Origin of the sequence: Psychrobacter sp. CAM01 (genome assembly GCF_032842965.1) — a bacterium.
Lineage (GTDB): Bacteria > Pseudomonadota > Gammaproteobacteria > Pseudomonadales > Moraxellaceae > Psychrobacter > Psychrobacter celer.
Genome location: NZ_JAWJBL010000001.1, coordinates 163836 through 182722, shown reverse-complemented (window position 1 = coordinate 182722; position 18887 = coordinate 163836). Strand labels below are relative to the sequence as shown.

Annotated in this window: 15 protein-coding genes; 14 read left to right on the top strand and 1 reads right to left on the bottom strand. The window is 49.0% G+C overall.

What is annotated here, in order from left to right:
• Nucleotides 1-447 precede the first annotated feature (447 nt).
• The 14 genes from ndhC to R0I52_RS00780 all read left to right on the top strand — a co-directional run bounded on the left by ndhC (nt 448) and on the right by R0I52_RS00780 (nt 17759).
• Nucleotides 448-1071 (top strand): NADH-quinone oxidoreductase subunit A, encoded by a 624-nt coding sequence (ndhC, locus tag R0I52_RS00845; protein WP_192994816.1) that lies wholly within the window; start codon nt 448-450, stop codon nt 1069-1071.
• Between the two features lie 123 nt (nt 1072-1194).
• Complete coding sequence (locus R0I52_RS00840) at nt 1195-1863, top strand: NuoB/complex I 20 kDa subunit family protein (RefSeq protein ID WP_105244960.1); 669 nt, start codon at nt 1195-1197, stop codon at nt 1861-1863.
• A 145-nt stretch (nt 1864-2008) separates the two neighbouring features.
• Nucleotides 2009-3799 carry an NADH-quinone oxidoreductase subunit C/D gene (gene nuoC / locus R0I52_RS00835; protein WP_317052753.1) on the top strand — a complete coding sequence of 597 codons (1791 nt, stop codon included), beginning with the start codon at nt 2009-2011 and terminating at the stop codon, nt 3797-3799.
• 172 nt (nt 3800-3971) lie between these two features.
• A complete protein-coding gene (gene nuoE, locus R0I52_RS00830) occupies nt 3972-4481 on the top strand; it encodes an NADH-quinone oxidoreductase subunit NuoE (RefSeq protein WP_075101455.1) in 510 nt (169 codons plus the stop codon).
• The gene (gene nuoF, locus R0I52_RS00825) at nt 4478-5902 is read left to right on the top strand and encodes an NADH-quinone oxidoreductase subunit NuoF (RefSeq protein ID WP_317052752.1); all 1425 of its coding nucleotides are present in this window, start codon (nt 4478-4480) and stop codon (nt 5900-5902) included. Before nuoE ends, nuoF begins: the two co-directional genes overlap by 4 nt.
• A 10-nt stretch (nt 5903-5912) precedes the next feature.
• Nucleotides 5913-8984: an NADH-quinone oxidoreductase subunit NuoG gene (nuoG, locus tag R0I52_RS00820; protein WP_317052751.1), complete on the top strand. Its 3072-nt coding sequence runs from the start codon at nt 5913-5915 to the stop codon at nt 8982-8984.
• 52 nt (nt 8985-9036) lie between these two features.
• On the top strand, nt 9037-10029 hold the full coding sequence (gene nuoH, locus R0I52_RS00815) for an NADH-quinone oxidoreductase subunit NuoH (protein ID WP_317052772.1): 993 nt from the start codon (nt 9037-9039) through the stop codon (nt 10027-10029).
• 55 nt (nt 10030-10084) lie between these two features.
• Complete coding sequence (gene nuoI / locus R0I52_RS00810) at nt 10085-10633, top strand: NADH-quinone oxidoreductase subunit NuoI (protein WP_198335865.1); 549 nt, start codon at nt 10085-10087, stop codon at nt 10631-10633.
• The gene (gene nuoJ, locus R0I52_RS00805) at nt 10630-11337 is read left to right on the top strand and encodes an NADH-quinone oxidoreductase subunit J (RefSeq protein ID WP_317052750.1); all 708 of its coding nucleotides are present in this window, start codon (nt 10630-10632) and stop codon (nt 11335-11337) included. The genes nuoI and nuoJ overlap by 4 nt, the downstream gene beginning before the upstream one ends.
• A 98-nt stretch (nt 11338-11435) precedes the next feature.
• Nucleotides 11436-11744: an NADH-quinone oxidoreductase subunit NuoK gene (gene nuoK, locus R0I52_RS00800; RefSeq protein ID WP_075101564.1), complete on the top strand. Its 309-nt coding sequence runs from the start codon at nt 11436-11438 to the stop codon at nt 11742-11744.
• A 4-nt stretch (nt 11745-11748) separates the two neighbouring features.
• Nucleotides 11749-13623, top strand: coding sequence for an NADH-quinone oxidoreductase subunit L (gene nuoL, locus R0I52_RS00795; protein ID WP_317052749.1), 1875 nt, complete (start codon nt 11749-11751; stop codon nt 13621-13623).
• A 1-nt stretch (nt 13624) separates the two neighbouring features.
• Nucleotides 13625-15250, top strand: a complete 1626-nt coding sequence (nuoM, locus tag R0I52_RS00790; protein WP_317052748.1) for an NADH-quinone oxidoreductase subunit M — start codon at nt 13625-13627, stop codon at nt 15248-15250.
• Nucleotides 15251-15253: 3 nt separating this feature from the next.
• Nucleotides 15254-16732 carry an NADH-quinone oxidoreductase subunit N gene (locus tag R0I52_RS00785; protein ID WP_317052747.1) on the top strand — a complete coding sequence of 493 codons (1479 nt, stop codon included), beginning with the start codon at nt 15254-15256 and terminating at the stop codon, nt 16730-16732.
• Nucleotides 16733-16940: 208 nt separating this feature from the next.
• The gene (locus R0I52_RS00780; protein WP_410524020.1) at nt 16941-17759 is read left to right on the top strand and encodes a ferredoxin--NADP reductase; all 819 of its coding nucleotides are present in this window, start codon (nt 16941-16943) and stop codon (nt 17757-17759) included.
• A 164-nt stretch (nt 17760-17923) separates the two neighbouring features.
• Here the strand turns inward: R0I52_RS00780 and R0I52_RS00775 are convergent, their stop codons facing one another.
• Nucleotides 17924-18697 carry a hypothetical protein gene (locus tag R0I52_RS00775; protein ID WP_317052745.1) on the bottom strand — a complete coding sequence of 258 codons (774 nt, stop codon included), beginning with the start codon at nt 18695-18697 and terminating at the stop codon, nt 17924-17926.
• Between the last annotated feature and the right edge of the window lie 190 nt (nt 18698-18887).

Sequence of the window (18887 nt, the reverse complement as noted above, 5' to 3'; positions counted from 1 at the left end):
ATAGAGAAAGTGACCGTTCAATACAGTTAAAAACTAGCTTTTGGGCACTGAAATGCGTATAGTACGTAAATAATTTATGCCAGTTGTCTCGTCCATTGTTGACTACGTGTAATGAGTTATTAAATCAATTAAGTAAGCAGTGCGATATGATATTGATTTAATAAGTTGATCTTACGTTGTTACAAGCGGGGTTAGACGACCAGCTTGCTCCGTATGTCTAGCGGAACCTCTACAGTTGGTCATATCTGACATCGTCGTCAATACACTTGATAATTGGCTATTACCAGCACAGTACCTAATATGGTTATTTAGTCGTTACTTAAATACAGTGGCTCAATGACAGTCGCTTTGTGTTTTCGTCTGCGTCAAGCCTGCCGCCCACCGACCCTTGTTGGTCAGTCTCTGCGCGGCGCTTGACACTCGATTGGGTGAGGAGCACGTATTATCATGTCTGCTTTTAATTGGTCAGCAATTGCTTTTATCTTAGCCGCCATTGGGCTGGTTGTTTTTATGCTGGTCGTGCCGCGTTTGCTTGGCGGTCGCTCTCAAGGCTCACAAAAAGAAGAAGTATTTGAAGCGGGTGTTGTCGGAGCAGGCAACGCCCGTATTCGTCTGTCTGCCAAATTTTATTTGGTGGCGATTTTCTTTGTGATTTTCGATTTAGAGGCGCTTTATCTTTATGCGTATGCCGTTTCAGTGCGTGAAGCAGGCTGGTTAGGGTTTGCCGCCGCCGCTATCTTTATCACAATCTTAATCATTGGTCTGATATATGAGCTGAGTCTGGGCGCGATGAACTGGGCACCAGCGGACAAGCGCCGCAAAAAACCTCGGCTACATGCAGCGCCAGCTGGATTTAATTTGGCAGACATCACCCGTTTTGATGGGGCGCACGAGCTGATGGTCGATCCGACAGGTAAAGTCCCAGCGCAGTCATCAGGGCAGATCAACGTCTCAAACAATATCGAGACCAATCGTCGCCATCTACAAAATATCGATCATATCAATACCACGGGCAATGTGACCTCCGTGGATTTTGCCACGTCTGCGCAAAAAGACAGTGTTGAGCGTTAAGACGGTCAAGCTGTACAAAACCTTAGGGTTTTATGATGGTATATCAATGATCACTTATGAATAATGGGCGCGCGCGGTGGCAAGAAGGTAGTCCTGCAGTGCCCCATATAAAGGTTGTATGTTATGAAATACACATTAACAAAAGCCAACCCTGATGCAGATACCTATCCTGCTCAGACCAGTCAAACAGTCAATGACCCTATCGAAGATGAAGTCAATAAAAACGTCTTTATGGGTCGTCTCGAAGACCTTGTCCATTCAACAGCAAACTGGGGTCGCAAGCACTCGCTTTGGCCATTTAACTTTGGTACCTCTTGCTGTTATGTCGAATATGCCACCACGTTAACTGCGGTTCATGACTTGTCGCGCTTTGGTGCCGAAGTCATTCGCGCCTCGCCGCGTCAGGCCGATGTGATGATCGTTGCTGGGACTTGTTTTGTCAAAATGGCCCCTGTTATCCAGCGTCTTTATGAGCAAATGCTAGAGCCAAAGTGGGTCATATCAATGGGTGCCTGCGCCAACTCAGGCGGTATGTATGACATCTACTCTGTCGTACAGGGCGTGGATAAGATCATCCCTGTCGACGTTTATGTGCCAGGTTGTCCACCGCGTCCAGAAGCGCTGATTCAGGGGCTGATGCTGCTACAAGAGTCTATTACCAAAGAGCGCCGTCCGCTGGGTGTCCATGTCAATGAGCAGGGTATCTACCAGCCGCAAATGACGCCTGAGCGCGATCGCAAACAGGCAGACCGTATCGCGGTAAAAAACCTGCGCAGCCCAGACAGTATCTAAGCGCGCTGTTAGCGCCAGCGGTTATGTAGTCTGGCTAGGGTTTTATCGTTAATAATTCGTAGACGTGCTCAATACGCGTACGCCCATCACAGTTCGGTTATGATTAACATCGTTTAGTTATGATTAATGAAGGAATACATCATTCATGGTCACGGTAGTCGAAAACACAGATCCTAACAATAGGGGTCCTAAGAGCAAGCCTGCTCCAGCAGTCATCCAAGAGCTTACCCATAAATATGCTGGCAAGTTTGTGGTGCAGCATACGGTTGATGAGATTCCAACGGTGTGGGTGGCGCGCGCAGATTTGCTTGAGATATTGTTATTCTTGCGCAAGTTGCCCAAGCCCTATGTCATGCTATTTGACTTATCCGCGATAGATGAGCGGTTGCGCCAGCACCGTGCAGGTCTGCCAGATAGCGACTTTACGGTGTTTTATCATTTGATGTCGCTTGAGCGCAATAGTGATGTGCGTATCAAAGTGGCGCTAGATGAAGACGATTTGACGCTGCCGAGCGCCACGCAGATTTGGCCAAATGCCAATTGGTATGAGCGCGAAGTCTGGGATATGTTTGGGATTGTCTTTAGTGGCCACCCACATCTGACGCGCATCTTATTACCGAAATACTGGGAAGGCCATCCACTGCGCAAAGAGTATCACGCGCGCGCCACTGAATTTACGCCGTATTTCCTAAACGCGGCAAAACAACAATACGAGCAAGAAAACCTGCGTTTTGTCCCAGAAGAGTGGGGTATGAAGCGCTCGGGCCGCGATGAAGACTTTATGTTTTTGAACATCGGGCCTAACCACCCCTCAGCGCACGGTGCTTTTCGTTTGGTACTACAGCTCGATGGCGAGGAAGTCGTTGATTGTATTCCTGATATTGGCTATCACCACCGCGGCGCAGAAAAGATGGCTGAGCGTCAGACGTGGCACTCATTTATCCCTTATACCGACCGTATCGATTATCTGGGCGGGGTGATGAATGAGCTGCCCTACATCATGTCGGTGGAAAAGCTCGCTGGTATTAAGGTACCGCCGCGCGCTGAGACCATCCGCGTGATGATGAGCGAGTTTTTCCGTATTACCAACAACCTATTGTATGTCGGTACCTTTATTCAGGATGCCGGTGGCATGACGCCGGTATTTTATATGTTTACCGACCGCCAAAAAGCCTATGATGTCATCGAAGCCGTCACCGGCTACCGTATGCATCCAGCGTGGTTCCGTATCGGCGGTACGGCTGCTGACCTGCCGCGTGGCTGGCAGCGCTTGGTACGTGAGTTTTTGGAGTGGATGCCCAAGCGTTTGGATGAGTATGTCAAAGCGGCACTACAAAACAGTGTACTCAAGGGCCGTACTCAAGGCGTGGCACAGTACAATGCCAAGCAGGCTTTGGCTTGGGGTGTCACTGGAGCTGGTCTACGCGCGACAGGGGTGGACTTTGATCTGCGTAAGGCGCGTCCATACATGGGCTATGAGAATTTTGACTTTGAAGTGCCTATCGGCTACAACGGTGATGCTTATGATCGCTGTATGGTAAAAGTCGAAGAGATGCGCCAGTCGCTGCGTATTATCCGCCAGTGTATGGACAACATGCCGCAAGGCCCGTACAAAGCCGACCATCCGCTAGCGGTACCACCGCCAAAGGACCGTACGCTAAATGACATTGAGACGCTGATCAACCACTTCATCTCTGTCTCTTGGGGCCCTGTGATGCCAGCGGGTGAGTGCGCTACCATCGTGGAAGCGACCAAAGGCCTCAACAGTTACTACATCACCTCTGACAAAGCTACGATGAGTTATCGTACTCGTATTCGCACCCCGACATTTGCTCATTTGCAGCAGATGCCGTCAGTGATTAATGGATCCTTGGTCTCTGACGCCATTATGTATCTGGCATCGATTGATATTGTGATGGCAGACTGTGACCGCTAGCGCTGTGACTTGAGATGAGTGTTTTTTTAAGATAAGTCAATCAATATATTATTGCCTGATGGCACGCCAAAATGCGATCACCTGTCAATATCATACAGTGTCTTTATGTCAGCGATGATAAGGCTGTAGTGACTAGGTGCTTAGCATGATGAGTGAGGAAAGATAGAAGATTATGAAAATTGTTTCCGACAAAATGCCAAAAGTAGATGTGGCCAGCATCCTCACCCCTGAGGAGATTGCTGCCATTCATGAATATATGCATCACTACCCCCATGCGCGCGCCGCCTCGCTAGATGCGCTAAAAATCGTGCAAAAGCGCAACGGCTGGGTCGATGATGCACAGGTCAATGCCATCGCCAATATATTAGACATTCCGATGTCGGATATGGACGGCGTTGCGACTTTCTTTAACCGTATTTATCGTCAGCCTGTCGGCCGTCATGTCATCCTGATTTGTGATTCAGTGGCCTGCTATCTAACAGGTTATGAGGCATTATCGGCTGAAATTCGATCACAGCTGGGTATTGAGTATGGGCAGACCACAGCTGATGGCCGTTTTACGCTATTACCGATTTGCTGCTTGGGTAACTGTGATAAAGGCCCTGCGGTGCTGATAGACGAAGACACTTATGGTCCTGTCCAGCCATCTGAGGTCGCGCAATTATTGGAGCTATACGCATGAGTTTAACGATTTCAGAACAGATTGCTCGTCGCGGTCAAGGTAAAGCGCCAAGCCAGCTAAATGAACAGCGTGTACCAATTTATGGGGATAAGGCGACTGCCACCAGTGAAACCAAACCATTGACTTGGCGTTTGGCGCATCATGATGCCGTTTTGGATTTAGCGACTTATGAGTCTCTACAAGGCTTTACGGGTTTAAGAAAGGCATTGTCCAAATCACCAAAAGAAGTCGGCAATATGATCAAGGCGGCCAATGTCAGAGGGCGCGGCGGCGCAGGCTTTAACGCCGGTCTAAAGTGGTCGTTTATGTCGCCGCCAGATGGCTTGCCGCGCTATCTCATCTGTAATGCCGATGAGATGGAGCCGGGCACCTTTAAAGATCGTTTATTGATGGAGCGCCTACCGTTTCAGCTTATCGAAGGTATGCTCATTACTGCGCATGCGATCGGTGCCACCGATGGTTATATCTTTATCCGCGGCGAGTACATCTTAGCTGCTGAGCGCTTGGTCACAGCTATTGAAGAATGTCTAGCCAACAACCTAATGGGCGACAACATTCTTGGCTCAGATTTTAGCTTTAATCTGCATGTACATACGGGTGCTGGCCGCTATATCTGCGGTGAAGAAACCGCCTTGATCAACTGCCTAGAAGGTCGCCGCGCCAACCCTCGTACCAAGCCGCCGTTTCCGCAAATCTCTGGGGCGTGGGGCAGACCGACGGTGGTCAATAACGTCGAGACGTTAAATAATATGCCTGCGATTCTCAATCATGGTGTCGAGTGGTATCAGTCACTATCAAAGATCAAAGGTAAAAGTGAAACCCCGGGTACTAAGCTCTTTGGCTGCTCAGGATTGGTCAATGACCCAGGTCTATGGGAGCTGCCATTTGGCTATACCGCTCGCGAGATCATCGAAGAGTTGGCTGGCGGCATGAAAGATGGCAAGACACTCAAAGCATGGTTGCCTGGTGGTGCCTCGACCGACTTTTTGACCACAGAGCATTTGGACGTGGTGATGGATTTTGACACCATTCAAAAAGCCGGTAGCCGTATGGGTACTGGGCTGATTATGGTCGTCGATGAAGCGCAGGACATGGTGCCGCTGCTGCGCAATCTTGAGATTTTCTTTCAGCGTGAGTCATGCGGTTGGTGCACGCCATGCCGTGATGGTCTGCCATGGGGTGTCAAGCTGCTTACCGCCATCAATGATGGTGAGGGACAAGTCGGCGATGTGGAAAAACTAGAAGGCCTCACCCGTGACTTGTGGATCGGCAAAACATTCTGTGCCCATGCGCCTGGTGCGATGGAGCCACTGATGAGTGCGATTAAATATTTCCGTCCTGAGTTTGATCAAAAAATCGCGCAGGCGGTTGGTGTCGATGTCATTGATGCGGCAGCCAACCAACAGCCAGAAGTGAAATAAGGAGAGCGGCATGGCAGTCATACATATTGATGGTACCACTGTCGAAGTAGATAGCAGCGATAACTTGCTGCAAGCCTGCTTATCACTCGGCATTGATGTGCCGTATTTTTGTTATCATCCAGCCCTTGGCTCGGTCGGCTCGTGTCGTCAGTGCGCAGTCAAGCAGTTCCAAAACAAAGACGATATGGAAGCAGGGCGCGGTCGTCTGGTGATGTCTTGCATGGTCGCTCCTGGCGATGACATGTATATCTCAGTGACGGATGACGAAGCCAAGGCATTCCGCAAGTCGATGGTTGAGCTACTCATGACCAACCATCCGCATGACTGTCCAACCTGTGAAGAAGGCGGGCATTGTCACTTGCAAGACATGACCTATATGTCAGGTCATAGTCGTCGTCGCTATCGCTTTACCAAGCGCACGCATCATAACCAAGACCTTGGGCCATTTATCGCTCACGAGATGAACCGCTGTATCGCGTGCTATCGCTGTGTGCGTTTTTATAAAGACTACGCAGGCGGCGAAGATTTGGGCGTTTATGGCTCAAACAACCGTGTGTATTTTGGCCGTGATAAAGACGGTCAGTTCGAAAGCGAGTTTTCAGGCAACTTAACCGAAGTGTGCCCAACTGGGGTATTCACTGACAAAACGCATTCTGATCGCTACAATCGTAAATGGGACATGCAGTATGCGCCCAGCATCTGTCATGGCTGCTCGGCGGGCTGTAATATCTCGCCCGGTGAGCGTTATGGCGAGCTGCGCCGTATCGAAAACCGCTATAACGGTGATGTAAACCGCTATTTCTTATGTGACCGTGGCCGCTTTGGTTATGGCTATGTCAACCGCGCTGATCGTCCAACTCAAGCGCTTGAGCGTATCAATGACAAACACGTCAAAATCAATATTGACTACGCGCTTGATGAAACCATCAAACGCATCAAAGACAAAAAAGTCATCGGCATTGGCTCACCGCGCGCCAGCCTCGAGACCAACTTTGCGCTAAAAAATTTGGTCGGCTTTGATAACTTTTCAACCGGCCTCAATCATCAGCAGCAAGCACTGGTCAATAAATGTATCGAAGTGCTCAGTACCGAGGGTATTTATAACCCAAGTATGACTGATATCGAGGCGCATGATGCTGTGCTGGTGTTGGGCGAAGACATCACCCAAACCTCATCACGTGTGGCGCTATCGGTACGTCAAGCGGCAAAAAACAAAGGCCTAAAAATGGCGGCGGCGCTGCAAACGCAGCCCTGGCTTGCCGAGCCTGTCAAGCGTATCGCGCAAGATGCGTTAAGCCCAGTCTATGTCATCGATGTAACGCAAACCAAGCTAGAAGACATCAGCAAAGCCAGCGTGGTGGCGACTCCTGAAGATATTGTTAAACTTGGTTTTAAAGTAGCGGATGAGATTGCAGGTCTGGCAGATGATTTGACGCAGATTGTAGCGCCGCAAGCCGATACTGCCGAGCGCGAGACCGATGCGATGCAGGCACTCGCGCAGCAAATCGCTTATGACTTGATTCAAGCCGATCAGCCGCTGGTGGTTTCGGGTAGCAGCTTATCTTCTACCGCACTGATAGAAGCAGCGGCGCAGATTACTCAGGCGCTCACGCAAAAACGTGCGGCAATCAAAGCGACCGAGCAACAAAAAGTCGATGCCCACAATGCCAAGGTCACAGCAGCTCAAGCGCAGGCGGCGGACGATCAGCCAGAAGAAAACAAAGAGCTGGTGGCCAAGCCTGAAAAACCACAAACCGGTACAGATAAAGCGGCTCAAGAAGATATCAATCGTGAGCCTGCGGACAGCCATGAGCTAAAAGAAGTCAATAAAAACTATCAAGCACAAGCAGGTATTTATTTAACGGTGCCTGATGCCAATAGCATGGGCGTTTGTATGCTTGGTGGGCAGTCGGTTGAAGAGCTACTAGCCACTGACTTTGATGTGGTGGTGGTCGCAGAAAACCAGCTGACCGATGCCATTGATGCCAATAAGTTGACGCAATTACTCGCTGATAAGACCGTCATCGCCCTTGATCATCAGCTGCTTGATTGGTACAAAGACGTCGATATTGTCTTGCCAGCCGCCAGTTTTGCCGAAGCGGACGGTACGCTCATATCTGCTGAGGGCCGTGCGCAGCGCTTTTTCCAAGTGTATGACAACAATTATTATCATCCGATGAGCAGCATTAAAGAAGGCTGGCGCTGGTTGCATGCGGTGCATAGCAGTATCGAAGGCCGTGATGTGGATTGGACACAGCTTGATGATGTCATCAATGCATTGATCGCTACTCATCCAAAGCTTGCTGGTATCAAGGGCGCCGCGCCCGAGGCGGACTACCGTATCACGGGTCTTAAAATTGCGCGTCAGCCGCGGCGTTACTCTGGTCGTACCGCCATGCGTGCGCCGATTTCAGTGCATGAGCCAATGCAGCCAAAAGACTTGGATACAGGCTTGACCTTCTCTATGGAAGGCTACACGGGCAAACAAACACCAAGCTCGATGATTCCTTTTGCTCATGCTGCTGGCTGGAACTCGCCGCAAGCATGGAACAAATACCAAGACAAAGTCGGTGGTCATCTAAAAAATGGTGATCCAGGCGTGCGTTTGTTTGATATGCTCGAGCGCCTACCGACACGTCAGTATGTCGCACCAGACGCACTGTCTGCGACCACGACCGATATACAGCAAGGGCAAGCCAAACTAGTGCCTATCTACAACATCTATGCCAGCTCAATGATGGCATCGCGCAGTCCTATCGTCGCCGAGCAGCTGCCGGTGGCGGCATGGCGTATCGGTATGGATGATGCCAAAGACTGGAATATTGCCGCTGGTGATTACTTAGCAATCGAGATTGACAAACAGCAAATCACCTTGCCAGTACAGATTGTCGGTTATCTAGCAGAAGGCTGTATTGGTTATCCTGTCGGACAGGTGAGCATCATTCACCCTTCGATGCCAGCCTCAGTCCGTAAAGTCGATGCGCCCGTGACAATGAGGGGCGATATGGCGGATAGCGCTGACGATACCACCAACCGCGCAGCGCCAACTGGCACCGCGCCGACCACCACACAGGAGGTGTAATATGCAAGTTACCCGTATTATCCCTGATGTGCCAAGCTTTTTGGCCAGTAGTATGAGCTTTGATACTTGGTCCGTTTTATTTATGGTGGTGCAAGCACTGGTCATATTTTTGGTGGTCGTGATTGTGGCGGCGTTGATGATTGTCTATGAGCGCCGCATGCTGGCCTTATGGCAAGACCGTTATGGCCCCAACCGTGTCGGGCCGTTTGGCTCCTTGCAGCTGGTCGCTGATATGCTCAAAATCTTCTTTAAAGAAGACTGGACACCAAACTTCACCGATAAGTTTATGTTTACCTTGGCACCTGCGGTCGCAATGTTTACCGCATTGGCCTCATTTGCCATTATTCCTATCTCACCAACCCTTGGGGTAGCAGATTGGGATATTGGTATTCTGTTCTTTTTTGCCATGGCAGGTATCGCCGTCTATGCGGTAATGTTTGGCGGCTGGGCGTCTGCCAACAAGTTCTCGCTATTGGGCGGCCTACGCTCGGCGGCACAAACCATCAGTTATGAAGTTTTCTTAGGCTTATCATTGATGGGCGTGGTGGCCTTGACCGGCTCATTTAATCTGCGCGAAATCGTCGAGTCACAAATCGATGGCTGGTATATTATTCCGCAGTTTTTTGGCTTTTTGACCTTTGTGGTCGCTGGTGTGGCGGTGACCCACAGGCATCCATTTGATCAGCCAGAGGCCGAGCAAGAGCTGGCCGAAGGGTACCATGTCGAGTATTCAGGCATGAAGTTCGGTATGTTTTTTATCGGGGAATATGTCAACGTTGTCCTGATTTCAGCCTTGATGACCTGCTTGTTTTTTGGCGGTTGGCTTGTGCCGTTTAATTTAGATATTCCATTTATTCCACCAGCTTTTTGGTTCATGATTAAGACGCTGTTTTTTATGACCCTATTTGTTTTGGCTCGAGGCTCACTCATGCGTCCGCGCTATGATCAGGTGATGAACTTTGGCTGGAAAGTCTGCCTGCCAGTGACGCTGATTAACTTAATCGTTACTGCTGCGGTCATTTTGATCTTTTCCCCAACGTTGTAATCATTACTAGCCATCATTGATGAACTAGGGTAAAGCTGATAAGGATAATAATCCCATGTTTACTACCATAAAAAAGACCGTCATTGGTATCTTTACCATTGTCCGCAGCATGTGGATGGTCAACAGTCATGCGCTCAGGCCACGTGACACCATTCTTTATCCTGAAGAGCCAGTGCCAGTGCCGCCACGCTTTCGCGGGCGTATTGTGCTGACGCGTGACCCTGATGGTGATGAGCGCTGTGTGGCGTGTAACCTATGCGCCGTCGCCTGCCCAGTAGGCTGTATCTCACTACAAAAAGCCGAGCGTGACGATGGACGCTGGTATCCAGAGTTTTTTCGTATTAACTTTTCGCGCTGTATCTTTTGCGGAATGTGCGAGGAAGCCTGTCCGACGACAGCGATTCAGCTGACGCCAGATTTTGAGCTGGGTGAGTATAAGCGCCAAAACTTGGTCTATGAAAAAGAGCATTTGCTCATCTCAGGTCCAGGCAAATATCCTGATTATAACTATTATCGTGTGACCGGTATGGCGGTAGCGGAAAAACCAAAAGGCGCTGCTCAAAACGAAGCGGCACCGATTGATCTAAGGAGCTTGCTACCATGATGACTATTTTAAACAGCCCTGAGCTGGCAGGGTTTTATGCGCTGGCTGCTGTGGCGATATTTGCCAGCCTGCGCGTGGTGACGCAGGCCAATCCAGTACATGCCATCTTGTCGATGATTGTGTCTTTGCTCGCCATCTCAGGTATTTTCTTTGTCTTAGGTGCGCCGTTTGCAGGGGCGCTAGAGATCGTCGTCTATGCTGGCGCTATCATGGTGCTGTTCGTCTTTGTCATTATGATGCTCAACTTAGGCATGAGTAATGATGAGCGCGAAGAGCGCTGGCTTGATGCTGGCACGTGGGCGCTGCCGACAGGCCTGACGGTCATCATTGGCGTTGTGCTGTATGCGATGATAGGTATGGGGCATGATGGCGCGGCGATGATTGGTGGTACCTCCATCTCTGCCAAAGCAGTCGGTACGGTGCTTTTTACCAAATACGTCATGCTCATCGAGGTGGCGGCGCTACTGCTGCTAGCCGCTTTGGTTGCTGCCTACCACTTGGGCAAAGAGACGAAAGATGATGAGGTCATCGGCAATGGTAGCCGAGACGTGCAGCCAGCTGTCGGCAGTATCAAATCATATGATAACGACGATAGCCATGCAGCACAGATGGCGGAGCCTTATGAATACAAAGATGTTGACCCGCATGACTATGTCGGTAAGCAAGTAGGTGTACAACGAGTCACGCGCAAGGAGTCAGACTGATGGTACTAGCAGCGAGCGTGGCACAAGATGTGTCAAACGTGCCGTTTGCCCACGAGGTAGCAGGCTTAGTACAGCCAGCTGCTGAGGCGCAAAATGTACTGGGTATGATACCCATGAGTCATGGACTGATTTTGGCAGGTATTTTATTTGCCATCGGTCTGTGCGGCGTCATGGTACGACGTAACTTTTTATTTATGCTAATGAGTCTTGAGATTATGATGAACGCGACGGCATTGGCATTTGTAGTAGCAGGCAGTCGCTGGGTCGATCCAGATGGGCAGATTATGTTTATCTTTATTTTGACTTTGGCCGCGGCTGAAGCTTCAATCGGTCTGGCAATATTATTGCGGTTTTATCATAAGCGTGGGCATCTCGATGTCGATAGCGCCAATGAGATGAAAGGATGATGTCATGAGTTTATTACCATTAACCTTTATATTCCCGCTCATTGGCTTTTTAATCTTAGCCTTTATGCGCGATAAACTCACCGAGCAGGTGGCGAGGATAGTCGGTGTCGGTAGCATGCTGCTATCTGCGCTTTGTACGCTCGTCGTCAGCTATACTTTTTTGACCAGTCACCCTGCAGGTACGGTCATCGAGATGCCGCTGTGGACGTGGTTTCAGGTCGGGGATTTTGCTCCGAGCTTTGGGCTAAGTTTTGATGGCTTGGCATTGACCATGACAGGCATCATCACGGGCATCGGTTTTTTGATTCATATGTTTGCCGCTTGGTACATGAAAGGCGATACCGGCTTTGCCCGCTTTTTTAGCTATATGAACTTATTTGTCGCCAGTATGTTGTTGCTGGTGCTAGCAGATAACTTATTTTTGCTGTATCTGGGCTGGGAAGGCGTGGGTATTTGCTCGTACTTGCTGATTGGTTATTACTACCATGATAGAGCCAACGGCCGCGCGGCGATGAAAGCCTTTACGGTCACGCGGGTCGGTGATGTGTTTTTAGCCTTTGGTTTGTTTTTATTGTTTCGCGAGTTCGGCACGCTGCATATTCAAGAGATTATCACCCGCGCGCCCGAAGTCTTTGACCTAAACAACCCTATAATGATGCTCACCACTATGATGCTGGTGGGCGGTGCGATGGGTAAATCCGCCCAGCTGCCACTACATACGTGGCTTGCTGATGCGATGGCAGGTCCGACGCCAGTATCAGCATTGATTCACGCCGCGACGATGGTCACTGCAGGGGTATATTTAATCGCCCGTCTGCATCCATTGTTTGAGCTGACCCCTGGTATTTTATTGTACTGGGTCGGCGGCGTCGGAGCGTTAACGCTCGTGGTCGCTGGATTTTGTGCGCTGGCGCAAACTGATATCAAACGTATCCTTGCTTACTCGACCATGAGTCAGATTGGCTATATGTTTTTGGCCTTAGGCGTTGGCGCATGGCAAGGGGCTATCTTTCATTTGATGACCCATGCTTTTTTTAAGGCGCTGTTGTTCTTAGCATCAGGTGCGGTCATTCTAGCGGTACATCATGAGCAAGACATCTTTAAGATGGGCGGCTTACGCAAAAAGATACCTTTGGTGTTTTGGTGTTATATCGTCGGTGGCGGAGCACTCGCTGCGATACCTTGGGTCACCGTTGGTTTTTATTCTAAAGAAGCGATTCTTTGGGAAACCTATGCCACCGGTCACTTAGTACTATTTTACATGGGTGTGTTTGGCGCATTTTTAACGGCAATTTATACCTTCCGTATGATCTGGATTGTCTTTTTTGGTGAAGAAAAGACCCAGGCGCACAAGCTATCAGGGGTGTCATATTGGCTGCCGCTTACTGTGCTTTTGGTACTATCGACCGCTATCGGTGCGTGGATTACACCGCCATTGCAAGGTGTGTTGCCCCAGAGTGTTGGGAATCTATTAGAAGTGGCTGGCCAAGCAGAGGCCAAGCATACCGCAGAGTATATCGCCATGGGTGCGATGCTGGCAGGTTTGGTATTGGCCGCACTGCTATATGTGGTCAATAAAGGTCGCCTGCTTACCAGCTTTAAGCGCTCGCGTATCGGCGGCGCGCTGTATCACTGGTGCTATCACGGCCTAGGTTTTGATGCGCTATACGATTTACTTTTTGTAAAACCCTTTTTGTTCATCGGCCGCTTATTAAAAGCCGACCCTATCGATAAAACGTGGTATGTCTTACCTAAGCTGGCATCAGCAGGTAATAAGGTATTGTCTGCGACGCAAACAGGGTCACTTCGAGGTTACGCTGCAAGCTTTGGCTTAGGCGTTGCTGTATTGCTCGTGCTGGTAATGATAACGGTGGTATAAGATGATTGAGTTACAACAAACGTGGATGCTACCAGCATTGATTGCAATTCCTTTTATTGCAGGGTTGCTATGCTGGCTGGTAGAGCGGATTAATAAACGTCTGCCGCGCTGGATCGCCTTAATCGGGATGATCATAACTTTTGCTTTGTCACTCGTGCTATGGCAGTACGGCGACTATAGCGGTATGAGTAAGCAGGTGATCGCGCCAGATGCAAACGTGCCATGGGTCGCTGAGTTTAGTGTGCCGTGGATACCAAGCTTTGGTATCAGCTTTCATTTGGCGCTAGATGGCTTGTCGCTGCTAATGGTGGGTCTAACAGGGCTGCTCGGTATTGCCGCTGTTGCTTGTTCGTGGAACGAGATTCAGCGCCGTGTGGGTTTTTTCCATCTCAACTTACTGTGGAGCTTGGGCGGCGTTATCGGTGTGTTCTTGGCCATTGATCTGTTTTTGTTCTTCTTCTTTTGGGAGATGATGCTGGTTCCTATCTACTTCTTGATCGCGCTATGGGGTCATGATGTAGTGGGCAAAACCAAAGAGTACGCAGCGACCAAGTTCTTTATTTATACCCAAGCGTCTGGGCTAATCATGCTCATCGGTATCTTGGTGTTCGTCATTATCAGCTATGCACAAACTGGGGTGGTCAGCTTTAATTATAATGATTTGCTCGGCACCTCGCTTGGCGGCTGGGAATATCCCATTATGCTGTGCTTCTTTATCGGTTTTGCGGTGAAGTTGCCGATTGTACCTTTTCATGGCTGGTTGCCCGATGCGCACGCTCAAGCACCAACAGCAGGTTCGGTGGATTTGGCCGGTGTGCTAATTAAGACTGCCGCCTATGGTTTGATTCGTTTTGTCTTGCCATTATTTCCAGCCGCGTCGCAAGAGTTTGCACCGATTGCCATTACCTTAGGGACGATTGGTATCTTTTATGGGGCGTGGCTCGCCTTTATGCAGACCGACATGAAGCGTCTATTGGCATATACCAGTGTCTCGCACATGGGCTTTGTGGTATTAGCCATCTATGCTGGTACGCTCATCAGCTTACAAGGCCTGATGATTCAGATGCTGGCGCACGGGCTTAGCTCGGCGGCACTGTTTATCATGGCAGGGCAGCTGTATGAGCGCTTACATACGCGCGATCTGACTTTGATGGGCGGTATGTGGGGTCAGTTCCGCTACTATGCACCGATACTGATGTTCTTTTGCGCCGCTTTATTGGGTATCCCGGGTACGGGTAACTTCATTGGCGAATTTATGATCTTATTTGGCTCATTTGCTCAGTATCCTGTGTTTGTGGTTTTTGCTACGTTCAGCTTGGTACTTGCAGGCCTATACTCGCTCATTTTGATTCACCGCGCCTTGTTTGGTAAAAACAATATCGAAGCGCTGGCGATACACGAAACCAAATCGCATGGTCTGCCGACGCGTAGACTAAAAGATTTGGGCAAGCGTGAGCTTTCGTTGCTGCTTATGTTAGCAGCAGGTTTGGTCTGGCTAGGATTGTATCCGCAGCCATTCCTTGATACGTCAAGTCACGCCATGCAGTGGATCAATAATGCATATATATACAGTCAAGTCACACAGGTAGATGCCATGCAACTGCTTGATGCAATGGAGGCACGTTAAGTCATGAATGATATTACGATGAATGATTTGATGGGATTGCTACCTTACGCACCGATCATCGCCGTAGTGATTACGGTGTTGGTGGTGATGATTGCCATCGCGGTAAAACGCTCACATATGGTGACAGGTACTGTTACGGTGGTGGGCTTAAACGTTGGGCTATTTACCTTGCTGGCGCAGATGGCTGGTATCGTCAGTAGCGGCGAGGCTGCGCCTAGCGCTGAGCAGTTATTTATCATCGATAATTTTGCCCAGTTTAATATGGTGGTGATTTTTATCTGTGCATTGGCGTGCTGTACGCTGTCTTATGCTTATCTTGCCAACCTAAAAGACAATAAAGACGAGCTGTATCTGCTGATGTTGCTATCGACAATCGGCGCGCTGCTGATGGTCAGTGCTCAGCATTTGGCGGCGTTCTTTATGAGTCTTGAGATGCTATCGATACCGCTATATGGCTTATTGGCCTATACTTATATGCGTAATCGTTCGCTTGAGTCGGGGCTGAAGTATCTGGTGCTATCAGCGACCGCATCGGCCACACTGCTGATGGGCATGGCCTTTATCTACGCTGAGGTGGGCGCGCTGGCGTTCAAACCGATAAGCTTGGTATTAGGTAATGTATTTGAGTCGCCACTTTTGATACTTGGGGCGGCGATGATGCTGTTCGGTATTGCCTTTAAACTCTCAGCAGCTCCTTTTCATATGTGGACCCCCGATGTCTATGAGGGTGCACCAGCCCCTATCGCTACGTTTTTGGCGTCTGTCTCAAAAGTGGCGATGATGGCCTTGGCTGTGCGTTTCTTAATCGATACTGCGTTATTGGCGCTGCCGTCTGTACAGATACTGCTGATGGTGATGGCGACCTTGTCGATATTGGTAGGTAACTTACTAGCCGTACGTCAGACCAGTCTCAAGCGCTTATTGGGTTATTCATCCATTGCGCATATGGGTTATGTGCTGATCGTTATTGTTAGTATTGGTACCGCAGCCGATAGCATCTCTAGTATGTATATGGCGGTCTACGCCTTTACCTCTATCGGTGCCTTTGGGGTAGTGACCTTGATGTCGAGTCCTTATCGCTTGGCAGGTGAGGCCGATGAGCTGACTCACTATCAAGGGCTGTTCTGGCGTCGCCCAGTGCTGACGGCGGTCATGACCATTATGATGCTGTCACTGGCTGGTATTCCGCTTACCGCAGGATTTATCACCAAGCTGTTTGCGATATTGGCAGCGGTACAAGGGACCAACTGGTTCTTGGCTGCGATGATTATCCTAGGCAGTGCCATCGGTCTGTTTTATTACTTGCGCGTGTTGCTGACCTTGTTTAAACGTCCTAAACAGTTCATTGAGTTTGATGTGGCAGGGCAGTGGGGTATTCGCACGGGTGGTATCATGGTCATCGCCGTCACAGCGATTATTTTGTTCTTTGGTATCTTACCAAACAGTATGATTGAGTGGGCAAGCATGGCACGTATCTGGTAATGTACTGATAGATAGGTAGCAAAAAAAACGCTACAGTGCGGCAATCTATCGTGCCGCACGTCCGCTGCGATGGTAAACCACCCAAGATGCGCCAGCTTTATGATAAGCTTGGCGCATCTTTTGGTTTGACCCCTTTAAAAACAAATAAACACAACCATCAATAGAAGTATTAAAAGAAAACGATTAATAAAAACGAGAGTGATTAACTATTATGAGTGACAATATTCAGACAGTAACGGTGCTCAGTAAAACCACGTGGACACCCAATTTATTTAGCTTTACAGTCAGCCGTCCTGATAGTTTTAAGTTTACTGCAGGGCAGTTTGTGCGTTTGGGGGTCAACCCCAGTCGGCTGAAGTATTATCAGCAGCAGGACGAGGCATTAGCAGCATTGGACGAAGACATATTTCGTGCCTACTCAATTGTCTCCTCACCATTTGATGAGGTGTTAGAGTTTTTCTCTATTGTCATTCCTGATGGCGCTTTTACCTCGCAGTTGCAGCACTTAGAAGTGGGTGATGAGCTGCTTCTCAATACCATGCCATTTGGCTTTTTGACGTTGGCTCGCTACCAAAAACCCTTGCCCAAAGACTTATGGTTATTGGCGACAGGTACAGGCTTGGCACCGTTTTTATCGATGCTCCAAGACCTAAAGACATGGGAAGACTACGAGCATATCGTACTGGCCTACAGTGCGCGCTCGGTAGAAGAGCTGGCTTATATTGAGCTGATTGAACGCTTGCAAGCAGACTTTGGCTCGTTGGTGGACAACCCTGCCAAGCTGATTTTTATCCCTATTGTCACTCGCGAGCCCGTCGATGGCGCATTGACGGAGCGCCTGCCAAAACTGCTATTGGACGGTACGCTACAAGAGCGTGCAGGTATTGCGCTGGATGTCGACAGCACCCATGTGATGCTCTGCGGCAACCCTGAGATGGTAGAGAACACCAAAGAAGCCCTAAAGACATTAGGGCTGGTAATGAACCGCCGCGGCGAGGGCAATATCGCGGTAGAAAATTATTGGTAAAGGCTATTGATATATTAATAAAAGCTGCCGCTACAGGTGTTTGCTTAAATCTGATAAATAAAAGCTATATTGCCGCTGTACAAAAACGCCGCTACTTGATAGACGAAAAGTAGCGGCGTTTTAATGGTCTATTACGTACGATTGATAGCCCATGTAGTTGGATATCAAACCTGACTGGGCTCGGTGGCATCTGCGACAGGGTTGATCGGGCCTTGCATCAGCTCAGGCTCATCGGCGTCGCTAATGATGTCTTCATTGCTACTAGCGGCCAGTAGGTCACGATAGTTGATCTGGGTCTTTAAGATCATCTGCTCTTCTTCAAGCTCGCCATAATTGACCTGTACCTTGTGCAGTGTGCTGATGATTTTTTTGTTCTTTTTTAGCCAGCGGTTGATATCGAGGTAGATCACCTCGTCTTTGGCACGAGCAATGTTGATATACGATAAGATAAAGCCGAGTGGGTCTTTTTTGAGGATACGATGATAAAACCAGATAAACAGCTTGATGCCTTGGCGCTTGATAAAAGACTCGCAGCGCAGGTTTAGTACATCGGTATAGGTCTGCTGGCCGAAGACAAAACGCTGTACATTGCGATCGAGCTGTACATGAATCAAGCTAAAGTTACTGGCGACCTCGATATAGATGCCTGAGATATCAATCGTACAGTATAGGCGAAACCAGTCGTCATGCATCTCAACGCGCAGCTCTAAGATGGATTTTACATTGTCGGTGACAAACTTTTGCAAGGCATCGTTGACGTATTGCTGTGCTACCGGCAGCGACAACTCGTTTTCAAACTTATCGGTGGTTTTGTTATAAAAGTTTTTAACAGATTGGGTGAGCCGCTCCCAGCCGTCGCTAAATGACTCATCAAAACGATAGCCAATGTTTTCAAAGTACTCATCAAAACTGTCTGAATTGTTTACGTTATCACTCATGTTATCAAAGCCACTCAAACGTATTATCCTTATAGTGCGCTATTAAAGTATGCACTTCTTGTTGTGTTCCTGCATATTATTGAAAGCAAGCATCCCAATGATATGGTGTTTGTTTTATAGTATCTTGACTATAGCATTTATAAAGCAGTATATAACAAATATCGTGGCTTCAAAATGAACACAGGCGTTT

Bases quoted from the DNA above. Each gene is read 5' to 3' on its own strand.
- nuoE (WP_075101455.1), top strand. From the start codon at position 3,972: ATGAAAATTGTTTCCGACAAAATGCCAAAAGTAGATGTGGCCAGCATC.
- nuoI (WP_198335865.1), top strand. From the start codon at position 10,085: ATGTTTACTACCATAAAAAAGACCGTCATTGGTATCTTTACCATTGTC.
- nuoC (WP_317052753.1), top strand. From the start codon at position 2,009: ATGGTCACGGTAGTCGAAAACACAGATCCTAACAATAGGGGTCCTAAG.
- nuoJ (WP_317052750.1), top strand. From the start codon at position 10,630: ATGATGACTATTTTAAACAGCCCTGAGCTGGCAGGGTTTTATGCGCTG.
- nuoF (WP_317052752.1), top strand. From the start codon at position 4,478: ATGAGTTTAACGATTTCAGAACAGATTGCTCGTCGCGGTCAAGGTAAA.
- R0I52_RS00840 (WP_105244960.1), top strand. From the start codon at position 1,195: ATGAAATACACATTAACAAAAGCCAACCCTGATGCAGATACCTATCCT.
- R0I52_RS00785 (WP_317052747.1), top strand. From the start codon at position 15,254: ATGAATGATATTACGATGAATGATTTGATGGGATTGCTACCTTACGCA.
- R0I52_RS00775 (WP_317052745.1), bottom strand. From the start codon at position 18,697: ATGAGTGATAACGTAAACAATTCAGACAGTTTTGATGAGTACTTTGAA.
- ndhC (WP_192994816.1), top strand. From the start codon at position 448: ATGTCTGCTTTTAATTGGTCAGCAATTGCTTTTATCTTAGCCGCCATT.
- nuoL (WP_317052749.1), top strand. From the start codon at position 11,749: ATGAGTTTATTACCATTAACCTTTATATTCCCGCTCATTGGCTTTTTA.
- nuoM (WP_317052748.1), top strand. From the start codon at position 13,625: ATGATTGAGTTACAACAAACGTGGATGCTACCAGCATTGATTGCAATT.
- nuoG (WP_317052751.1), top strand. From the start codon at position 5,913: ATGGCAGTCATACATATTGATGGTACCACTGTCGAAGTAGATAGCAGC.
- nuoH (WP_317052772.1), top strand. From the start codon at position 9,037: ATGAGCTTTGATACTTGGTCCGTTTTATTTATGGTGGTGCAAGCACTG.